Annotated in this window: 21 protein-coding genes; 9 read left to right on the forward strand and 12 right to left on the reverse strand. The window is 70.2% G+C overall.

The features are described from left to right. Nucleotides 1-50: 50 nt before the first annotated feature. From ACN6LB_RS43530 to ACN6LB_RS43540, 3 genes are all read right to left on the reverse strand, one after another. The gene (locus ACN6LB_RS43530) at nucleotides 51-422 is read right to left on the reverse strand and encodes a hypothetical protein (protein ID WP_445030739.1); all 372 of its coding nucleotides are present in this window, start codon (nucleotides 420-422) and stop codon (nucleotides 51-53) included. Between the two features lie 47 nt (nucleotides 423-469). After that, a complete protein-coding gene (locus tag ACN6LB_RS43535; protein WP_445030740.1) occupies nucleotides 470-856 on the reverse strand; it encodes a hypothetical protein in 387 nt (128 codons plus the stop codon). A 125-nt stretch (nucleotides 857-981) separates the two neighbouring features. Further along, a complete protein-coding gene (locus ACN6LB_RS43540) occupies nucleotides 982-1,614 on the reverse strand; it encodes a winged helix-turn-helix transcriptional regulator (protein ID WP_445030741.1) in 633 nt (210 codons plus the stop codon). A gap of 84 nt (nucleotides 1,615-1,698) precedes the next feature. On the opposite strand from ACN6LB_RS43540, the gene ACN6LB_RS43545 reads away from it, so the two are divergent. The 4 genes from ACN6LB_RS43545 (at nucleotide 1,699) to ACN6LB_RS43560 (ending at nucleotide 4,744) form a co-directional block, all read left to right on the forward strand. Further along, entirely contained in the window at nucleotides 1,699-2,907 is a 1,209-nt protein-coding gene (locus ACN6LB_RS43545) for a pyridoxal phosphate-dependent aminotransferase (RefSeq protein ID WP_445030742.1), read from the forward strand. Nucleotides 2,908-2,927: 20 nt separating this feature from the next. Next, on the forward strand, nucleotides 2,928-3,527 hold the full coding sequence (locus tag ACN6LB_RS43550) for a histidine phosphatase family protein (RefSeq protein ID WP_445030743.1): 600 nt from the start codon (nucleotides 2,928-2,930) through the stop codon (nucleotides 3,525-3,527). 82 nt (nucleotides 3,528-3,609) lie between these two features. Further along, nucleotides 3,610-4,245, forward strand: coding sequence for a hypothetical protein (locus tag ACN6LB_RS43555; RefSeq protein ID WP_445030744.1), 636 nt, complete (start codon nucleotides 3,610-3,612; stop codon nucleotides 4,243-4,245). Nucleotides 4,246-4,321: 76 nt separating this feature from the next. Next, nucleotides 4,322-4,744, forward strand: a complete 423-nt coding sequence (locus ACN6LB_RS43560; protein ID WP_445030745.1) for an acyl-CoA thioesterase — start codon at nucleotides 4,322-4,324, stop codon at nucleotides 4,742-4,744. Nucleotides 4,745-4,800: 56 nt separating this feature from the next. Here the strand turns inward: ACN6LB_RS43560 and ACN6LB_RS43565 are convergent, their stop codons facing one another. Then, complete coding sequence (locus ACN6LB_RS43565) at nucleotides 4,801-5,664, reverse strand: NAD(P)H-binding protein (protein ID WP_445030746.1); 864 nt, start codon at nucleotides 5,662-5,664, stop codon at nucleotides 4,801-4,803. An 87-nt stretch (nucleotides 5,665-5,751) separates the two neighbouring features. Here ACN6LB_RS43565 and ACN6LB_RS43570 point away from each other — a divergent pair, with 87 nt between their 5' ends. Then, nucleotides 5,752-6,585, forward strand: coding sequence for a helix-turn-helix domain-containing protein (locus ACN6LB_RS43570; protein WP_445030747.1), 834 nt, complete (start codon nucleotides 5,752-5,754; stop codon nucleotides 6,583-6,585). 15 nt (nucleotides 6,586-6,600) lie between these two features. Here the strand turns inward: ACN6LB_RS43570 and ACN6LB_RS43575 are convergent, their stop codons facing one another. Then, on the reverse strand, nucleotides 6,601-7,224 hold the full coding sequence (locus tag ACN6LB_RS43575) for a TMEM175 family protein (protein ID WP_356139973.1): 624 nt from the start codon (nucleotides 7,222-7,224) through the stop codon (nucleotides 6,601-6,603). 163 nt (nucleotides 7,225-7,387) lie between these two features. Here ACN6LB_RS43575 and ACN6LB_RS43580 point away from each other — a divergent pair, with 163 nt between their 5' ends. Further along, nucleotides 7,388-8,203 carry a chitosanase gene (locus tag ACN6LB_RS43580; RefSeq protein WP_356139974.1) on the forward strand — a complete coding sequence of 272 codons (816 nt, stop codon included), beginning with the start codon at nucleotides 7,388-7,390 and terminating at the stop codon, nucleotides 8,201-8,203. Nucleotides 8,204-8,273: 70 nt separating this feature from the next. Here ACN6LB_RS43580 and ACN6LB_RS43585 read toward each other — a convergent pair whose 3' ends face one another. The 7 genes from ACN6LB_RS43585 to ACN6LB_RS43615 form a co-directional block, all read right to left on the reverse strand. Next, a complete protein-coding gene (locus tag ACN6LB_RS43585; RefSeq protein WP_445030754.1) occupies nucleotides 8,274-9,647 on the reverse strand; it encodes a nucleobase:cation symporter-2 family protein in 1,374 nt (457 codons plus the stop codon). 279 nt (nucleotides 9,648-9,926) lie between these two features. Next, on the reverse strand, nucleotides 9,927-11,306 hold the full coding sequence (locus tag ACN6LB_RS43590; protein ID WP_356139975.1) for an 8-oxoguanine deaminase: 1,380 nt from the start codon (nucleotides 11,304-11,306) through the stop codon (nucleotides 9,927-9,929). 132 nt (nucleotides 11,307-11,438) lie between these two features. After that, a complete protein-coding gene (gene pucL / locus ACN6LB_RS43595) occupies nucleotides 11,439-12,362 on the reverse strand; it encodes a factor-independent urate hydroxylase (RefSeq protein ID WP_445030748.1) in 924 nt (307 codons plus the stop codon). A 5-nt stretch (nucleotides 12,363-12,367) separates the two neighbouring features. Continuing rightward, nucleotides 12,368-12,769, reverse strand: coding sequence for a hydroxyisourate hydrolase (gene uraH / locus ACN6LB_RS43600; RefSeq protein ID WP_445030749.1), 402 nt, complete (start codon nucleotides 12,767-12,769; stop codon nucleotides 12,368-12,370). After that, the gene (gene uraD, locus ACN6LB_RS43605) at nucleotides 12,766-13,281 is read right to left on the reverse strand and encodes a 2-oxo-4-hydroxy-4-carboxy-5-ureidoimidazoline decarboxylase (protein WP_445030750.1); all 516 of its coding nucleotides are present in this window, start codon (nucleotides 13,279-13,281) and stop codon (nucleotides 12,766-12,768) included. Before uraD ends, uraH begins: the two co-directional genes overlap by 4 nt. A gap of 122 nt (nucleotides 13,282-13,403) precedes the next feature. Next, nucleotides 13,404-13,772, reverse strand: a complete 369-nt coding sequence (locus tag ACN6LB_RS43610; protein WP_356139979.1) for a helix-turn-helix domain-containing protein — start codon at nucleotides 13,770-13,772, stop codon at nucleotides 13,404-13,406. Continuing rightward, entirely contained in the window at nucleotides 13,769-14,035 is a 267-nt protein-coding gene (locus ACN6LB_RS43615) for a hypothetical protein (RefSeq protein WP_445030751.1), read from the reverse strand. Before ACN6LB_RS43615 ends, ACN6LB_RS43610 begins: the two co-directional genes overlap by 4 nt. Before the next feature lie 196 nt (nucleotides 14,036-14,231). Between ACN6LB_RS43615 and ACN6LB_RS43620 the strand changes: the two genes are divergently transcribed. The 3 genes from ACN6LB_RS43620 to ACN6LB_RS43630 all read left to right on the forward strand — a co-directional run bounded on the left by ACN6LB_RS43620 (nucleotide 14,232) and on the right by ACN6LB_RS43630 (nucleotide 17,701). Then, a complete protein-coding gene (locus ACN6LB_RS43620) occupies nucleotides 14,232-15,089 on the forward strand; it encodes a TIM barrel protein (protein ID WP_445030752.1) in 858 nt (285 codons plus the stop codon). Between the two features lie 77 nt (nucleotides 15,090-15,166). Continuing rightward, on the forward strand, nucleotides 15,167-16,057 hold the full coding sequence (locus tag ACN6LB_RS43625; protein WP_356139982.1) for a 2-hydroxy-3-oxopropionate reductase: 891 nt from the start codon (nucleotides 15,167-15,169) through the stop codon (nucleotides 16,055-16,057). A gap of 186 nt (nucleotides 16,058-16,243) precedes the next feature. Next, nucleotides 16,244-17,701, forward strand: a complete 1,458-nt coding sequence (locus ACN6LB_RS43630) for a catalase (protein ID WP_445030753.1) — start codon at nucleotides 16,244-16,246, stop codon at nucleotides 17,699-17,701. Nucleotides 17,702-18,063: the final 362 nt, after the last annotated feature.

Raw genomic sequence — 18,063 nt, forward strand, 5'->3', positions numbered from 1 at the left:
CCCGCCGTGTCCCCCGTGACACGGCGGGCCTCCCCTGTGGGGCGGGTCGGTCAGCAGACCGGCAGCGGGTTCGTCTCGCTATAGATCGACGTGTCCTTCATATAGCCCCACACGCCGTTGTCGGCCTTGGTGAACACCCAGCGGTAGGGGTGCGGCCCGCCGACGTACGGTCCGTCTTCGCGGTAGCAGACGAACCAGCTCGGGTTGGAGTACATGTGTCCGACGACGACGTCCGCGTGCGGGACCCCGTTCGTCGGCGCCGGTTCGTACACCGCGGCGCCGCTCACGTTGTTGCACCACCAGTGCGAGCCCTGGTACCAACACCCGGAGGCCGCCGCCGAAGCGGGTGCGGTGGCGACGACGAGTCCTGCGGCGAGCCCGACGGCTGCCGCTGCGGCCGCGACGCTCTTGATGAACTGCATGAATCCCCCTGTGAGTTGTGCCTACGTGTCCGGGCCGAGCGGGACTGCTACCAGCAGGCCGGGAGCGTGTTGGTCTCGCTGGAGATGGCGGTGTCCTTCATCCAGCCGTACGCGCCGTTGTCGGCCTCGGTCCACACCCAGCGGTAGGGGTGCGGGCCGCCCACGTACTCGTCGGGCAGGCTGCCGTCGTAACGGCACTGGAACCAGCTCGGGTTGGAGTACATGCGGCCGACGACGCGGCTGGAGTCCGGGTAGTTGCGGGCCTGGTCCTTGTAGCCGTAGACCGCGGCGCCGCTCGTGTTGTTGCACCACCAGTGGCTGCCGCTGTACCAGCAGCCGGAGGCGGCCGAGGCCGGTGCGGCCGCGGTGGTTGCGAGGCCGACGGCGAGTGCGGCGGCGCTGAACAGGACGGCCAGGGACTTCTTCATGCGCATGCGATCGTGCTCCAGGGTGCCGTGCGGGAACGGGGCGAGGAATCCGGAACGCGAGCCTGACGTCGGCGCAGGGTGGACCGCAATGATTTCGAGGTCGCTCGAAGTGACCGAGCAAGGCCTGGTTCTCAGTTGTCGCGCAGCGCCTTGGCCAGCCGACCCTCTCCCGACACCTCGATACGCCCGTCCTGGATGGCCTGACGCAACGTCAGGGACCCCTGGTCCAGGGCCGCGCACGTCTCCGTGTCCAGCGCGAGGCGGGTGTCGGGCTCCTCGGCAGAGGAACCCTCCCCGTAGACCGCCCCCTCGCCCGGACCGACGCGCAGATGGAACTCCCCTTCGTCCAGCCGCACTTGGACGACACCCTCACCCTCGCCCGCCAGGCAGCGCAGCAGCGGCAGCGCGAACCAGTGGGCGCGGATCGCGTCGGTGGGCCGGCGCTCCGCCAGGGCGGGCGCGCCCCAGGCGCCGAGGGCCTGCAGTACGGGCAGCAACTCCCGTCCGCGCAGCGTGAGTTCGTAGACGTAGGCGGCCGCGGGCGGCGGCAGCCGGCGGCGGGTCGTCAGGCCGTCGCGCTCCATGTCCTTCAGCCGCGAGGCGAGTACGTCGGTGCTCACGCCCGGCAGGTCCGCGTGCAGGTCGGTGTAGCGGCGCGGGCCGGCGAGCAGCTCCCGGACGATCAGCAGGGTCCACCGGTCCCCGACGAGGTCGAGCGCACGGGCCGCTGAACAGTACTGGTCGTAGCTTCGGCGAGGTGACATGGGACGCAGTCTAGACATGTCATTGGACTTTCCAAGCACCCACTTGGTAAAACCAAGCAACACCACAACCGGAGGGCGCAGCGCATGGAGTTCCGGCAGTCGAGCAAGCTGAGCGAGGTCTGTTACGAGATCCGCGGTCCAGTCATCGAGCACGCCGACGCGCTGGAGAAGGCGGGCCACAGCGTGCTGCGCCTCAACACCGGGAACCCCGCGGCCTTCGGCTTCGAGGCGCCCGAGGAGATCCTCCAGGACATGATCCGGATGCTGCCTCAGGCGCACGGCTACACGGACTCGCGCGGCATCCTCTCCGCCCGCCGCGCGGTGGCCCAGCGCTACCAGGAACGGGGCCTCGCGGTCGACGTGGACGACGTCTTCCTGGGCAACGGCGTCTCCGAACTCGTCTCCATGGCGGTCCAGGCGCTCATCGAGGACGGCGACGAAGTCCTCATCCCCGCCCCGGACTTCCCGCTGTGGACGGCGGTCACCACACTCGCCGGCGGCAAGGCGGTCCACTACCTCTGCGACGAGCAGTCCGACTGGTACCCGGACCTGGCCGACATGGAGGCGAAGATCAACGACCGGACCCGCGCGGTCGTGATCATCAACCCCAACAACCCGACGGGCGCGGTGTATCCGAAGGAGATCATCGAGGGCATCCTCGACCTCGCCCGCCGCCACGGCCTGATGGTCTTCGCCGACGAGATCTACGACCAGATCCTCTACGACGACGCCGTGCACCACTCGGCCGCCGTCCTCGCCCCCGATCTGGTGGTCCTCACCTTCTGCGGCCTCTCCAAGACCTACCGGGTGGCGGGGTTCCGCTCCGGCTGGCTGGTCGTCACCGGGCCCAAGCAGCACGCCCGCAGCTACCTGGAGGGCCTGACGATGCTGGCCTCCATGCGGCTGTGCCCCAACGCGCCCGCCCAGTACGCCATTCAGGCCGCGCTCGGCGGACGTCAGTCCATCCACGAGCTGACCGCCCCGGGCGGCCGTCTCCACGAACAGCGCAACGTGGCGTGGGAGAAGCTCAACGAGATCCCCGGGGTGTCGTGCGTCAAACCCAAGGGGGCCCTGTACGCGTTCCCGCGCATCGACCCCGAGGTGTACAAGATCCACGACGACGAGAAGTTCGTCCTCGACCTGCTTCTGCGGGAGAAGATCCAGGTCGTCCAGGGCACCGGCTTCAACTGGCCGACCCCGGACCACTTCCGCATCCTCACGCTCCCCCACGCGGACGACCTGGAGGCGGCGATCGGACGGATCGGGCGGTTCCTCGGCGGGTACCGGCAGTAGAAGCCCCCTAGGGTGGCCGCATGGGTGATCTCTTCCTCGTCCGGCACGGTGAGACCGCGTGGTCGCGTTCCGGGCGGCACACCGGCTCGACGGACGTGCCGCTCACCGAGAACGGCCGGGAGGAGGCACGCAGGCTGGTCCCGCTGATCCGCTCGCACCGGATCGGCGCCGCCTTCGTCAGCCCGCTGCAGCGGGCTCGCGAGACGGCGCAGCTCATCGGGCTCGACGAGGCGTCGCTCGACACGGACCTGCGGGAATGGGACTACGGCGGGTACGAGGGGGTCACCACCGTCGAGATCCAGCGTGAGCGGCCGGACTGGTTCCTCTTCACCGACGGGGTCGCGCCCGGGCCGCCGGAGCACCCCGGCGAGACGCCGCAGGAGGTGGGGGAACGCGCCGACCGTGTGCTGGCCAAGGTGGATGCCGCGTTCGCCAACAACGAGGGGTGCGTCGTCCTGGTGGCGCACGGCCACTTCCTGCGGGTGCTGACCGCCCGGCGTCTCGGGCTGCCGCCGTCGAGCGGCGCCCTGTTCCAGCTCGCGACCGGAACGCTCTGCCGGCTCAGTACGGAACACGGTCGTCCGGTGATCGCGGGCTGGAATGTCAGACCCCCGTCGTAGTCTTCGAACGGGCTGATCGGCCGGGCCGTCCGGCCCTTTGTCGGCCCGTTCGAGCAGGCTGTCCACCGGGGAGGAGCGCGCCATGACACGACCGCCGACCGCCGCACAGCGGCATGTCATCGACGCCGCCGACCCCGTGACCGGGCGGCTGAGGGGCACGGAGGCGCAGCTCGCGGCGCTGGTGAAGCGGGGGCTCGCCTTCCGCCATCCGCGGCCGCCGCACGACCACTTCCTGACGCCGACCGGGCATCGCCTGCGCGAGACGACGGCGCAGGCACCCGTGCCCGAGCCGGTCCAGGAGGCTCCACCGGACTCGGGGGTGTTCGCGGCGCGGATCGGCGGCGAGGAGGGCCCGGTCGCAGGGCCCGCCCGCATACGGGAGGTGCACAGCGCCTGGCAGGGGCTGCTCGAGCTGCGCCGGATGACCAATCCCGGTGGTGACGTGGACCGGCCGTGCGGGTGGGAGCGCGCACATCTGGTGCGGGCCGCCGCGCTCGCCCTGGAGGCCGAGGGCCACCGGCCCGCGGCGGGCACGGACTTGGCCGGCTACCGGGTGCGGGCGACTCCGCAGCCGGAGGCCGTCGCCGTGCACGAGCCGGACCCCGAGGCGCTGCGCGGCTGTGCCGCCACGCTGGAGAAGGCCGGCTGGCAGGCCGGTGAGCACACCGAGCCGCGGACGGGCGTGCGGTACGTGCTGGCGTCACCGCGCCGGGCGTGACGCACACCACGGAGACCGTGATCGGAGCATGACACTGTAAGACCTCGTCATCGCGCACAACGTCGAAGGGGAAGTCGTGGCAGAGCCGTTTTCCGTCAGCGTCACCGTCCGCGGGTACGAGACCGACATCCTGGGACACCTGAACCAGAGCGTGTACCTGCAGTACGCGGAGCACGCCCGCTGGTCGCTGCTGCAGGCGGCCGGGGTGACCCAGGAGGCGTTGATATCCGAGGGCCTTGGACCGGTGGTCCTCGAGACGACCATCCGCTACAAGCGGGAGCTGCTCGCCGGCGACGAGACCGAGGTGACGTGCGCCTTCTCCTGGAACGGCGGCAAGGTCTACACGGTCGAGCAGACGATACGCAAGACGGACGGCACGATCGCCGCCGAGTTCACGGCGGTCGGCGGGCTGCTGGACCTCAAGGAGCGCAGGCTGGTCGCGGACCCCCGCGAGCTCTTCCGCGAACTGGCGGCAAAACCCGAGCTGTTCGGCCTCTGACGCACCGACCGCCGTCCGGCCTCGGGCCTCGGGCCTCAGGCCTCAGGCCTCAGGCCTCAGGCCGACGCGAACGCCTCCCGGTGATCCCGCGCCCACTGCGCGTACGTCCGCGCCTCACGCCCGAGCACCCGCCCGACATCCTCCGTCACCACCGCGTTCCTGCCCGCGCGGACGTACGCCGTGCCCGCCAGAACACCCTCCACGTAGATCTCGGACATGCCGGACCGCAGGAACTGCTCGCGCAGGGCGTCCGGGGGTACGTCGACGGCGGGGACCGGGCGGCCGAGGACCGAGGCGAGGGTGGCCGCCAGGTCGGCGGTGGTGAGCAGGCCGGGTCCGGTCAGGGTGTAGGTGCTGCCCGCGTGCCCGGGGGCGAGCAGCGCCTCGACGGCGACCTCGGAGACGTCGCGGGGGTCGACGACGCCCTGACTGCCCGAGCCCGTCATGTTGGGCACCGGGTCGCCGGATCGGATCGCCGCCGCCCAGCTCAGGGTGTTGGAGGCGAACGAGGAGGGCCGCAGGATCGTCCACTCCAACCCGCTTTCCCGGACGGCCTGTTCACCTCCGAGGTGCCAGCCGGCCACGGGACCCAGGGCCGGGTCTCCCGTGCCGATGGCCGAGAGTTTCACGACCCGGCGTACGCCCGCCGCCCGCGCCGCCGCGACCAGGTCCGCGTCCGCGTCGGCGTCACCCGGCCCAAGGACGCCCACCGCGAAGAGTGCGGCCGCCCCGGCCATCGCGGCCCCGAGGGAGTCGGGTTCCTGGAAGTCCCCGCGGACCACGTCCACGCCGGAGGGCAACTGGGCGCGGGCCGGGTCCCGGGTCAGCGCGCGGACCTTCTCGCCGCGCGCCACCAACTGTCGTACGACGTCACTGCCGATGGTGCCCGTGGCACCGGTCACTAGGATCATGTGGACCACCGTGCCGAGCCGATGGCACCGGTCTCTAGGAAATACCGGCACGGTTCCCGGGCCCGCGCATCACCGGGGCGCGTTTACGGTGGAGCGGTGACCACCACCCCGTACGAGACGAAGCTCGGCGCGAACAGCCTCGTCGAGGCGGCCGTCGAACTGCCCGAGGCACTGCTCCCCTGGTTCACCGATGCCGGATTCACCTCCGTCGACGGCGAGTTGAGCAAGCCGTTCGCCCATGTCCCGGACGCGGCGACCAAGCTGGTGGTGCGGGTCGAGAAGAGCGGGCGCCGCGACGTACTGGTGGTCGGACCGCGCACCCGCGCCTCGTACCACGCGAGCAAGCGGTTGACCTCCTGTGTGCAGCTACGGCTCGGGCCGGGCGCGGCCCGCCCTCTGACCGGCGTACCGGCCGTCGAACTCGTCGGCACGGTCACGTCGTTGAAGGACTTCCCACAAGCCTCGGCCCAGCGGCTCGCGGCGGAACTGCTCCCGCTCGAACCCGAGCAGGTGCTTCCCCACCTGGCCGAGGCACTGCCCGAGCGGCTCGCCCCGGCCGACCGCTCACGCGCCGAGCTGCTGCGCGCGGCGGTCGCGGCGATGTCGACGGACACCGAGCATCTCGCCGTCGGCGTAAGGGAGTTGGCGGGTCGGCTCGCCGTCAGCGAGCGTCAGCTTCGCAATCTGTTCGCGGACGGCGTCGGCGTCTCCCCCAAGCACTACGCCCGCATCGCCCGCGTCCGCCACCTTCTCACCCACGCCCGGCACGTACCGGACACGTCCTGGGCCCAGCTCGCCGCCGCCACCGGTTACTACGACCAGTCGCACATGGCATCCGACTTCCGGGCGCTGATGGGAGTCCCGCCCACCTCGTTCTTCACCGGCCGGCTCCCGGCCGCCCGGCCCTGCCAGGCACTGCGGAGGGCCTGACCCGGCCGGTACCGCTCACGCTTCGGTGACGTCCGCTTCCCGGACCGGCACCGGGACCTGGTTGAAGCCGTAGTAGACGGCGATCAGCCCGTGGGCCGCCAGGGTCAGCGGGGCCGAGACGAAGGCCAGGGCGACCGTTGCGGGATAGGCGAGCGAGCCGACCGCGAAGCGGACGCGGGTACGGCGGGCGGCTTCTACGTCGACACGGCTGTCGAAGAGGTGGCCCCTGCGGGTCAGATGCCACCACAGGGCCTGGAACGTCAGAGCCATCGCGACCATGACGATGCTGTAGACGGCGGCCGCCACATGGGACGCCTTCTCCTCGCGCAAGTATTCCGCGAGCATCGCCGTCGGCCAGGGCACGGCGGCCACGACCATCAGCACGAGCAGGTTCAGGAACATCAGCGTGCGGTCGACGCGCACGACATGGGTGAAGACCTGGTGGTGGTTGATCCACATGATGCCGATGACCAGGAAGCTGACGACATAGGCGGCATACGACGGCCACTGCGCGCCCAGCGCGTGCCACAGTCCCTCGTGCTCGCCGGTCTCGGGGACCTTGATCTCCAGGATCAGCAGCGTGATGGCGATGGCGAAGACGCCGTCGCTGAAGGCCTCGACCCGGCCCGACTCGTTCATGACGGTTCTCCCCCTTGTGACCGTGAACGTGCGCTCAGACCGTAGGCATCTCGCGCCCCTTCCGCCAACTCCGGCCCCCGAGACGGGTGTACGCCATCCGCCAACTCTGGTAGGAAACTTTCCTAACAGTCTTCGGACGACCCACTCCCCCATCGGAGGTACCGTGCACACCCCCCACGCACGCACATCACGCCGCACTCTGCTCGCCCTGATCGGAGCCTCGCTGGTGGCAGGCCCCCTCCTCGCGACCGAGTCCGCGACCGCCGCGACCGTCGGCCTCGACGATCCGGCGAAGAAGGAGATCGCCATGAAACTGGTGTCCAGCGCCGAGAACTCCTCGCTGGACTGGAAGGCGCAGTACAAGTACATCGAGGACATCGGCGACGGCCGCGGCTACACGGCCGGGATCATCGGCTTCTGTTCGGGCACCGGCGACATGCTCGACCTCGTCGAGCTGTACACACAGCGCAAGCCCGGCAACGTGCTCGCCAAGTACCTGCCCGCGCTGCGCCGCGTGAACGGCGACGACTCCCACGAGGGCCTCGACCCCGGCTTCCCGGGCGACTGGCGCCGCGCGGCGGGGGACTCGGCGTTCCAGAAGGCGCAGAACGACGAGCGCGACCGCGTCTACTTCAACCCGGCCGTACGGCAGGGCAAGGCCGACGGCATAGGCACCCTCGGCCAGTTCGCGTACTACGACGCCATCGTGATGCACGGCGACGGCGGCGACAGCACGAGCTTCAGCAGCATCCGCAGGCGGGCCCTCGGGCATGCCCAGCCGCCCTCCCAGGGTGGCGACCAGGTGACGTATCTGAACGCCTTCCTCGACGCCCGGGTCTGGGCGATGAAGCAGGAGGAGGCGCACTCGGACACCAGCCGGGTGGACACCGCCCAGCGGGTCTTCCTCAAGAAGCGGAACCTGAACCTGGACCCGCCACTGGACTGGAAGGTGTACGGCGACAGCTACCACATCGGCTGACCCGCACGAACGAGCGGAGGGTGCGGCGCATCGCGTGTGCCGCACCCTCCGTACGCCCTGGCGCCGCCGGTCAGTGGGCCGGGACCGTCGTGAGGTCCTCGCCCGCCTCCATCGGGTGCGTCACCTCGCCGGCCTCCTGTCCCTTGCCCAGGTGGTTGAAGACCAGGTTCAGGACGACCGCCGCCACGCAGCCCGTCGAGATCCCCGAGTCGAGCACGATCCGCGCCGTCTCGGGGAAGGCGTGGTAGAACCCCGGCGCCGTGATCGGGATGATGCCGACGGCGAGGGACACGGCGACGATGAGGACGTTGTTGTCCTTCTCCAGCCCGGCCCGGACGAGGGTCTGGATTCCGCTGGCCGCGACCGAGCCGAAGAGCACGACGCCCGCCCCGCCGAGCACCGGGCGCGGGACGACCGCGATCAGCGAGGCGGCCATCGGGCACAGGCCCATCAGGACCAGGAAGCCGCCGCCCGTGGCGACGACGTACCGGCTGCGGATCCTCGTCATCGCGACCAGGCCGATGTTCTGCGCGAACGCACTGCACATGAAACCGTTGAAGAACGGGCTGAGCGCGGAGCCGAGGGTGTCGGCGCGCAGGCCGGCGGCGATCGTCTTCTCGTCGGCCGGCCGTTCGACGATCTCGCCGAGCGCCAGCATGTCGGCGGTCGATTCGGTCATCGAGACCACCATGACCACGATCATCGAGACGATCGCGGCGACCTGGAACTGCGGGGCGCCGAAGTGGAAGGGGGTCGGGAAGCCGATCACGTCCGCGTCCGCCACCGGGCTGAAGTCCGTGGCACCGAAGGGGATCGCGACGAGCGTGCCGATGACCAGGCCGAGCAGTACGGCGATCTGCTTGACGAAGCCTCGGGTGAAGCGGCGCAGCACCAGGACGATGACGAGCGTCCCTGCCGCCAGGCCCAGAAACGTCCTCGAACCGTAGTCGTCCGCCGCCGGGTCGGGGCCCTGCGCCCAGCCGAAGGCGACCGGCAGCAGCGAGATACCGATGAGCGTGATCACGGAGCCGGTGACGACGGGCGGGAAGAAGCGGACCGCCTTGGAGAAGAAGGGGGCGGCTATGAAGCCGAGCACGCCCGCGACGATGACCGCGCCGAAGATGATCGGCAGCGCGTCGCTCTTGTCCTTGGTGGAGGCGACGACCGCGGTCATGGGCGCGACACCGGCGAAGGTGACGCCGTTGACGAACGGCAGCCGGGCGCCGATCTTCCAGAAGCCAAGGGTCTGCAGGAAGGTGGCGAGACCCGCGGTGAACAGACAGGCGCCGGTCAGGAAGGTCAGTTCGGTGGCCGACAGGCCGATGGCCGCACCGACGATCAGGGGTGGGGCGACGACTCCGGCGTACATGGCGGCCACGTGCTGGAGGCCGGTGGTCGCCATCTTCAGGGGCGGGAGCTTCTCGTCGACCGGGTGCTTGGGCACGCCGGTCGGGACTGCATCAGTGCTGAGCGCGGGCTGGTCGGCCACGGCGGCTCCTCCGGTCGGTTGCACGTCGGCGTTGACGCGGGGTTCAAGGAGGTGATGCGCGGTCGTGCGGGACCGGGACGATGAACGCCGGCAGACGGAGATCTGCGCGACGGAGACCGTTCCGGGGCGCACGCACGTCCATGCGCGCACCCCGGAGGCGGCCGCCGTGGGCCCCGCTCGGGTCCACGGCTACCGGCTGAGGGCCGTCCCCCTCAGCCGGAGATCTTCAACTGTTCAGGCCTGCGCGGCGATGCGCGCGAGGCGCTGCGCCTCGTCCCGCGTGGAGCGGGCGATGGCGTCCTCGTCGACGTGCAGCAGGCGGCTGTTCTCCACCACCGGCCGGCCGTTGACGAGGGAGAGTGTGACCGGTGCGGCGGCGCCGAAGACCAGCGCGGTCACCGGGTCGGCGATCGAGGCGTGGGCGAGGGTGTCGAGCTTCCACAGCACCAGGTCGGCGAGCTTGCCCGCCTCCAGGGAACCGATCTCCCTTGCCCTGCCCAGGACCTGGGCGCCCCCGTAGGTGCCGAGGCGCAGCGCCTGGCGGGCGTTCAGGGCGGCTTCGCGGTGGGCGCCGAGGCGGTTGATGAGGAGGGCGTTGCGCAGTTCGGTGTGGAGTTCGCCGGACTCGTTGGAGGCGGTGCCGTCGACGCCGAGGCCGACCGGGACGCCGGCCGCGAGCATGTCGGGGACGCGCGCGATCCCGGCCGCCAGGCGGGCGTTGGACGAAGGACAGTGGGCGACACCCGTCTTCGTACGGGCGAAGGCGGCGATGTCGGAGTCGTTCATGTGGACGCAGTGCGCCATCCACACGTCCTCGCCGAGCCAGCCGGTGGACTCGAAGTACTCGGTGGGTCCCATGCCGAACAGTTCCTTGCAGAACTGCTCCTCCTCCACGGTCTCCGAACCGTGCGTGTGCAGCCGTACGCCCTTGCGGCGGGCCAACTCGGCGCCCTGCTTCATGAGTTCGGTGGAGACGGAGAACGGCGAGCAGGGCGCGACGGCGACCTGGGTCATGGCGCCGAAGGAGGCGTCGTGGTGCTCGTCGACGGTCGCCTCGGTGGCGGCGAGGGCCCCTTCGAGGGTCTCGACGGCGAAGTCCGGGGGCAGGCCGCCGTCCTTCTCGCTGCGGTCCATGGAGCCGCGGGCGAGGGTGAAGCGGACGCCCGTCTCGCGCGCTGCCCGGATGATGGAGCCGGACAGGTCGCCGGAGCCCTTCGGGAAGACGTAGTGGTGGTCCATGGCGGTGGTGACGCCGCCGCGGGCCATCATCGCGAGCGAGCCCTGCGCCGCCGCGTAGGTCATGTCCTCGTCGATGCGCGCCCAGGTCGGGTAGAGCGCGACGAGCCAGTTGAAGAGGTTGTGGTCGGTGGCGAGGCCGCGGGTGATCCACTGGTAGAAGTGGTGGTGGGTGTTGACCAGACCAGGGGTCACGAGGTGGCCGCTCGCGTCGATACGGCGTACGACGTTCTCCAGACCCTCGGGGGCCTTGCCCGCGCCGAGGGACTCGATCAGGTTGTCGGCGACGACCACGTACCCGGAGGCGTACTCGGTGTCGGCGGCGTCGACGGTCGCGATCGCACAGTTCTCGATGACGATGCGCTGGACTGCTGCCATGGTTCGTCCTTTACGTGTCGAGGAGAGGGCACGGCAGGACCCTAGGAGTTTTGAGTGCCGCGGCCGGGGAGCCACGGGTGCCGCGGGGGTGCGGTGCCCCCGGCCGGAGCCGGACCGGGGGCACCGGCGGTGTCAGAGGTTGGTGAGGTCCACCGGGATGCGCGGTTCGCAGCCGTCGCGCAGGACGGTGCCCTCGATCAGACCGTAGGGACGGTCCGCCGCGAAGTAGACCTCGTTGTCGTTCTCCAGACCGAACGGCTTCAGGTCCACCAGGAAGTGGTGCTTGTTCGGGAGCGAGAAGCGGACCTCGTCGATCTCGCTGCGGCTGTTGATGATCCGCGAACCCATCTGGTACAGGGTCTGCTGCAGCGAGAGCGAGTACGTCTCCGCGAAGGCCTGGAGCATGTGCTTCCTGACCTGGTCGTAGGACTTCTCCCAGTTGGGCATCTTCTGGTCGTCGCCGGACCAGTTGAAGCGCCAGCGAGCAGAGACCTGGGTCGCCAGGATGCGGTCGTAGGCCTCCTGGAGCGTCGTGTACTTGTCCTTGACGTAGCCCCAGAACTCGGAGTTCGTCGAGTTCATCACGACGAGGTCCTTGAGGCCGGAGATGACCTCCCAATTCTCACCGTCGAAGGTGATCTGGGTGACCCGGGTCTCCTGGCCCTTGCGGACGAAGGAGTGCTTGACCGCGTCGGCGCCGATGAACCGGGAGTTGCCGTCCGAGGTCTCGATCCGCTCCCAGGAGTACTCCTCGATGCGGATGCGCGCCTGCTTGATCGGCTCCTGCGACGTCACGAAGTGGCGCGCGAGGTGAATGCCGAACTGCTCGGCGGACTCGATGCCGTACTCCTTGGCGAACGCGTACACCGTGTTCTTGGTGGTGTCCGTCGGCAGGACGTTCGCGTTGGAGCCCGAGAGGTGGACCTCCTGCATGTCGCCGCTCAGCGCGACCGACACGTTCAGGTCCTTGATGTGGTGCGTGTCGCCGTCACGGGTGATCTTGACTACGCGGTTCTCGGCCTTGCCGTACTGGTTCTGTCCCAGAATCGTGGGCATGTCTGCTAGCTCCCTCGGTAAACGGAGTAGCCGAACGGGTTGAGCAGCAGCGGTACGTGATAGTGCTCGCCCGGCGTGACGGCGAAAGTGATCGCCACCTCGGGGAAAAACGCACCGCTGTCCCGATTCGCGGGGGCGTCCTGCTGCGCATCGGCTTGCTTTTTTACGTTGTCCGACTCGAAGTACTGCTCGACGGCGAAGTCGAGCCGTACGTGAGTCGTCCCCTCCGGCAGCGCCGGGAGGTCCTTGCACCGGCCGTCCGCGTCGGTCGCGGAGCCGCCGAGCGCCTGCCAGTCGGCGTCGCGGCCGGCGCGGGCCGCGAGCGTGATGGCGACGCCCTCGGCGGGGCGGCCGACGCTGGTGTCCAGGATGTGCGTGGACACGGAGGCCGTGGTGTCGGTGCTCATGCCTTTTCTTCCTGTACGAGATTGCCGAGACGGATGCGGTTGATCCTGCCCAGTTCCGCGCGGACGATCTCGCGCTCCTGCTCGGGCGAGTTGCCGATCCGTTCCTTGACCGCGTCGCGCATCTGCTCGCCGGTCCGGCCGGTGGCGCAGATCAGGAAGACATGGCCGAACCTCTCCTGGTAGGCCAGGTTCAGTTCGAGCATCTCCGCCTTGAGTTCCTCGGAGGCGCCGGCCATGCCGCGCTGCTCCCGGGAGGAGGTCGGGTCGCCGGGCTTCGGCCGCCCGATGGGCGGGTGTCCGGCCATCGCCTCGGCCAGGTCCGCGGCGCTCAGCTCGGCCATGGCGGCGTCACTGGCGACGAAGAGGTCCTCGGTGGTGGTGTAGGGGCGGACGGCGAGCAGCCGGTCGGCCCACGCCGTGGAGGCGCACGCCTCGTGGAGGGCGGCGAGGGCCGCCTGCTCCTCCAGGGCGTTGAACCGGGCCAGGCCCGGGGACGTGGAAGTCGAAGTCACGGGAGCCTCCGTGGCCGCGAAGGGCCTTCGTGCTGAACGGACTGCGGCCAGCTAACGCCCCTGCCCAACACCACGTCAACACTTTGTTGAAAATTCCGGGTAACGAAACCCGGCGGGGAGGCTCACGCCTCCTTGTCGCGGTTGAGGTAGTTGTAGACGGTGAACCGGCTCACGCCGAGGGCGCCCGCCACGGTCTCCACGCCGTGCCGCACGGAGAAGGCTCCGCGCGCCTCGAGTATCCGTACGACCTCCTGCTTGGCCTTGCGGTCGAGGTCGGCCAGCGGCTTGCCCTGCTTGCGCTCCAGGGCGGCCAGGATGTGATCGAGGGAGTCGGCGAGCTGCGGCAGGCGTACGGCGACGACGTCCGCGCCCTCCCAGGACAGCACGACGTCGTCGGCGCCGGCCTGGTCGGGCGGCACCATCTCGCCGCCCATGGCGTCGACCAGCGGCTTGACGGCCGTGACGAAGGGATCGTCCCCGAAACCGGTCACCGGTCCCCCTCCGCGCCCGCGCTCTCCCCGACCACGTTGACCTGCAGCGAGACCCGGGTGGCTCCTGCCTCCAACGCCTTGCGGAGCAGCGCGTCGACCGCGGTCAGCACCGCGTCCGCGCCGCCCTCCGCGGTGTTGCCGAACGGGCCGACGTCCACGGCGTCCAGTTCGGCCGCCTCGATGACCTCGCGGGCGACCAGCGCGTGCCGCGGCGCCTCTTCGAGGTCGAAGGGCTCGGTCGTGAACTCCACTCTCAATCGCACGCGCTCAACCTACTGCGCGGTCTCGATTTTCCGGCAGCCCCCTCTCGTTTCCGGCGCAGCGAGTGGCGGCCCCCTCTTGACAAGCCCCGACACCCGACGGCAATCTTCCATTAAGCAGAAACGAACTTCCGCAATACGGAATTCACTCCGGATCACGGAAACTCACATCGCCAGCACGGAAGGGGGCGCCGACCCCATGCCAGGTTTTGAATCGGGCACAGCTGCAGAGCCGCGCTTCAACGTCAACCTGTCGATCCTCTTCACGGAACTCCCGCTCCTGGAGCGCCCCGCGGCCGCCGCCGCGGCGGGCTTCACCGCGGTCGAGCTGTGGTGGCCCTGGGTCGACTCCCCCACCCCCGAGCGGTCCGAGCTCGACGCCCTGAAGAAGGCGATCGAGGACGCGGGCGTCCAGCTGACGGGCCTGAACTTCTACGCGGGGCAGCTGCCCGGCCCGGACCGGGGCGCCCTGTCGATCCCCGGCGAGGAGTCGCAGCGGTTCCGCGCCAACATCGACGTGGCCGCGGACTTCGCCGCGTCGCTCGGCTGCAAGGCGCTCAACGCGCTGTACGGCAACCGTGTCGAGGGCGTCGAGCCGGCCGAGCAGGACGCGCTCGCACTGGAGAACCTGGTGCTCGCGGCCCGGGCAGCGGGCCGGATCGGCGCGATCCTCCTGATCGAGACGCTCAACAAGCCGGAGTCACCGCTCTACCCGCTGGTGAGCGCCCCGGCCGGCATCGAGGTCGTGGACAAGGTCAACGCGGCGACAGGCCTCGACAACGCCAGGTTCCTCATGGACCTCTACCACCTGTCCATGAACGGCGAGGACCTCCCCTCGGTGATCGAGCGGTACGCGGCCAGGACCGGCCACGTCCAGATCGCCGACAACCCGGGCCGCGGCGCGCCGGGCACGGGCTCCCTCCCGCTGGCGGACCTCCTCGGCCGGCTGGCCAAGGCCGGTTACGACGGCTGGGTGGGCCTGGAGTACAAGCCGGGCGAGGGGCGCAGCGCGGAGGCCTTCGACTGGCTGCCGCGCGAGGCCCGCGCCGCCCGCTGACCTTTGCGCCGCCCGCCTGTGCAGCGCGCGGCAACCCATCGACGTATCGCAGCAGTTGCAGTCAGAGAGGCACCCTCATGAGCAATCTTCCCAAGGTCGCATGGATCGGTCTCGGCATCATGGGCTCCCCCATGTCGGAGAACCTGATCAAGGCCGGGTACGACGTCACCGGCTTCACCCTGGAACAGGACAAGCTGGAGCGGCTGGCCGCGGCCGGCGGCACCGTCGCGGGCTCCATCGCCGAGGCCGTGCGGGATGCCGACGTGGTCGTCACGATGGTGCCCGCGTCGCCGCACGTCGAGGCCATCGCGTACGGCCCCGACGGCATCCTGGAGAACGCGCGCTCCGGTGCGCTGCTGATCGACATGTCCTCGATCACCCCGCAGACCTCCGTCGATCTCGCCAAGGCGGCCGGGGAGAAGGGCATCCGTGTCCTTGACGCCCCCGTCTCCGGCGGCGAGGCCGGCGCGGTCGAGGCCGTACTGTCGATCATGGTCGGTGGCGGGCAGGCAGACTTCGACGAGGCCGAGCCGATCTTCGAGGCCCTCGGCAGGACCATCGTGCTCTGCGGTCCGCACGGCTCCGGCCAGACCGTGAAGGCGGCCAACCAGCTGATCGTCGCCGTGAACATCCAGGCGTGCGCCGAGGCCGTGGTCTTCCTGGAGAAGTCCGGCGTGGACCTGAAGGCCGCGCTCGACGTCCTCAACGGCGGGCTCGCGGGCTCCACCGTGCTGACGCGCAAGAAGGACAACTTCCTCAGCCGCGACTTCAAGCCGGGCTTCCGCATCGACCTCCACCACAAGGACATGGGCATCGTCACGGACGCCGCCCGCAACGTCGGCGCCGCCCTGCCCGTCGGCGCCGTGGTCGCCCAGCTGGTGGCCTCGCTGCGCGCCCAGGGCGACGGCGGCCTGGACCACTCCGCGCTGCTGCGCGCGGTCGAGCGCCTCTCCGGCGCGCAGCTCTGAGACTTCCGGGCCGCGGCTGCGCTGACAACTGTCCTGTCGCGCCCAGGCGCCGCCGCGGCCCGGAATCAACTTCAACAAACTGTTGACGGCCAGAACGCCGCAAACCTAGGCTCCACGCAGCGGAGGGTCCACATAGCGGAAGTACGTTTCCGCTGACCCCGCTGTCCTCTCGTACGGAAGGTCCAGATGTCGAAGCGCGTGCTCACGACCGAGTCCGGCGCCCCGGTCGCCGACAACCAGAACTCCGCCACCGCCGGCGCAGGCGGCCCGCTCCTCCTCCAGGACCAGCACCTTCTGGAGAAGCTCGCCCGGTTCAACCGCGAGCGGATCCCGGAGCGCGTGGTGCACGCCCGCGGCTCGGGCGCGTACGGCTACTTCGAGGTCACCGACGACGTCACGGACTTCACGTACGCCGACTTCCTGAACACGGTGGGCAAGCGCACCGAGCTCTTCCTGCGCTTCTCCACCGTGGCGGACAACCTGGGCGGCGCGGACGCGGTGCGCGACCCGCGCGGCTTCGCGGTCAAGTTCTATACGGAGGAGGGGAATTACGACCTCGTCGGCAACAACACCCCCGTCTTCTTCATCAAGGACCCCCTGAAGTTCCCCGACTTCATCCACTCCCAGAAGCGCGACCCGTTCACGGGCAAGCAGGAGCCGGACAACGTCTGGGACTTCTGGGCGCACGCCCCCGAGGCGACGCACCAGATCACCTGGCTGATGGGCGACCGCGGCATCCCGGCGTCGTACCGCCACATGAACGGCTACGGCTCGCACACCTACCAGTGGACCAACGCCGAGGGCGAGGCCTTCTTCGTCAAGTACCACTTCAAGACGAACCAGGGCATCCGCAGCCTGTCGTCGGAGCAGGCCGCCGAGATCGCGGGCAAGGACCCCAACTCCCACCAGACGGACCTGCTGCAGGCCATCGAGCGGGGCGTCAACCCCTCCTGGACGCTGTACGTGCAGATCATGCCGGCGGCCGAGGCGGCGGACTACCGCTTCAACCCGTTCGACCTCACCAAGGTGTGGCCGCACCGCGACCACCCCCTGCAGCGGGTGGGCCGCCTGGTCCTGGACCGCAACCCGGACAACGTCTTCGCCGAGGTCGAGCAGGCCGCGTTCTCCCCGAACAACTTCGTTCCGGGCATCGGTCCCTCGCCCGACAAGATGCTCCAGGGCCGGCTGTTCGCCTACGCGGACGCACACCGCTACCGCCTGGGCGTCAACCACACCCTGCTCGCGGTGAACGCGCCGAAGGCGACGCTCGCGCACAACTACGGCCGTGACGGCCTGATGGCGTCCAACGCGCAGGGCCGCGCCGCCAAGAACTACGAGCCCAACTCCTACGACGGCCCCGCCGAGACCGGCCGCCCGCTGTCGGCGCCCCTCGCGGTGAACGGCCACACGGGTACGCACGAGGCGCCGCTGCACACCAAGGACGACCACTTCGCCCAGGCGGGCGAGCTGTACCGCCTGATGTCGGCCGAGGAGCGCGCCCGGCTGGTCGCCAACATCGCCGGCGGTCTCGCGCAGGTCTCCCGCGACGACGTCATCGAGAAGAACCTCGCCCACTTCCACGCCGCGGACCCGGACTACGGAAAGCGCGTGGAGGAGGCGGTCCTCGCCCTGCGCGAGGACTGAGCCTCACACCCGCCCGCAAGCGCCGTGGACCCGGATGAGGGGTGGTCACACGGCGGGAGCGGGCGACCCGGACCGCGGCGGAGTGCGAGCCAGTGCGGTGGTCAAGGTTCCGGGCCCCCTTCTCGACCTGAGGGGAGGGGCGCCCCGGTTCCATCGCATCCGCCGCGGTCCCGGCAACACCTCCAGACTCCGTCCGGCGGCGCGAATGTCCTGTCGCGCCCAGCCTCGCACCGTCGGACGGCACCACCCCCTCGCTCACCGGCCCAGGGGGGGGGGGGGGGGGGGGGGGGGGGGGGGGGGGGGGGGGGGGGGGGGGGGGGGGGGGGGGGGGGGGGGGGGGGGGGGGGGGGGGGGGGGGGGGG

Source organism: Streptomyces sp. SAS_270, assembly GCF_052543295.1.

Excerpts from the sequence above, each read along its gene's own strand:
- ACN6LB_RS43530 (WP_445030739.1), bottom strand. The coding sequence starts at position 422 with ATGCAGTTCATCAAGAGCGTCGCGGCCGCAGCGGCAGCCGTCGGGCTC.
- ACN6LB_RS43535 (WP_445030740.1), bottom strand. The coding sequence starts at position 856 with ATGCGCATGAAGAAGTCCCTGGCCGTCCTGTTCAGCGCCGCCGCACTC.
- ACN6LB_RS43540 (WP_445030741.1), bottom strand. The coding sequence starts at position 1,614 with ATGTCACCTCGCCGAAGCTACGACCAGTACTGTTCAGCGGCCCGTGCG.
- ACN6LB_RS43545 (WP_445030742.1), top strand. The coding sequence starts at position 1,699 with ATGGAGTTCCGGCAGTCGAGCAAGCTGAGCGAGGTCTGTTACGAGATC.
- ACN6LB_RS43550 (WP_445030743.1), top strand. The coding sequence starts at position 2,928 with ATGGGTGATCTCTTCCTCGTCCGGCACGGTGAGACCGCGTGGTCGCGT.
- ACN6LB_RS43555 (WP_445030744.1), top strand. The coding sequence starts at position 3,610 with ATGACACGACCGCCGACCGCCGCACAGCGGCATGTCATCGACGCCGCC.
- ACN6LB_RS43575 (WP_356139973.1), bottom strand. The coding sequence starts at position 7,224 with ATGAACGAGTCGGGCCGGGTCGAGGCCTTCAGCGACGGCGTCTTCGCC.
- ACN6LB_RS43590 (WP_356139975.1), bottom strand. The coding sequence starts at position 11,306 with ATGGCAGCAGTCCAGCGCATCGTCATCGAGAACTGTGCGATCGCGACC.
- pucL (WP_445030748.1), bottom strand. The coding sequence starts at position 12,362 with ATGCCCACGATTCTGGGACAGAACCAGTACGGCAAGGCCGAGAACCGC.
- uraH (WP_445030749.1), bottom strand. The coding sequence starts at position 12,769 with ATGAGCACCGACACCACGGCCTCCGTGTCCACGCACATCCTGGACACC.
- ACN6LB_RS43620 (WP_445030752.1), top strand. The coding sequence starts at position 14,232 with ATGCCAGGTTTTGAATCGGGCACAGCTGCAGAGCCGCGCTTCAACGTC.
- ACN6LB_RS43625 (WP_356139982.1), top strand. The coding sequence starts at position 15,167 with ATGAGCAATCTTCCCAAGGTCGCATGGATCGGTCTCGGCATCATGGGC.
- ACN6LB_RS43630 (WP_445030753.1), top strand. The coding sequence starts at position 16,244 with ATGTCGAAGCGCGTGCTCACGACCGAGTCCGGCGCCCCGGTCGCCGAC.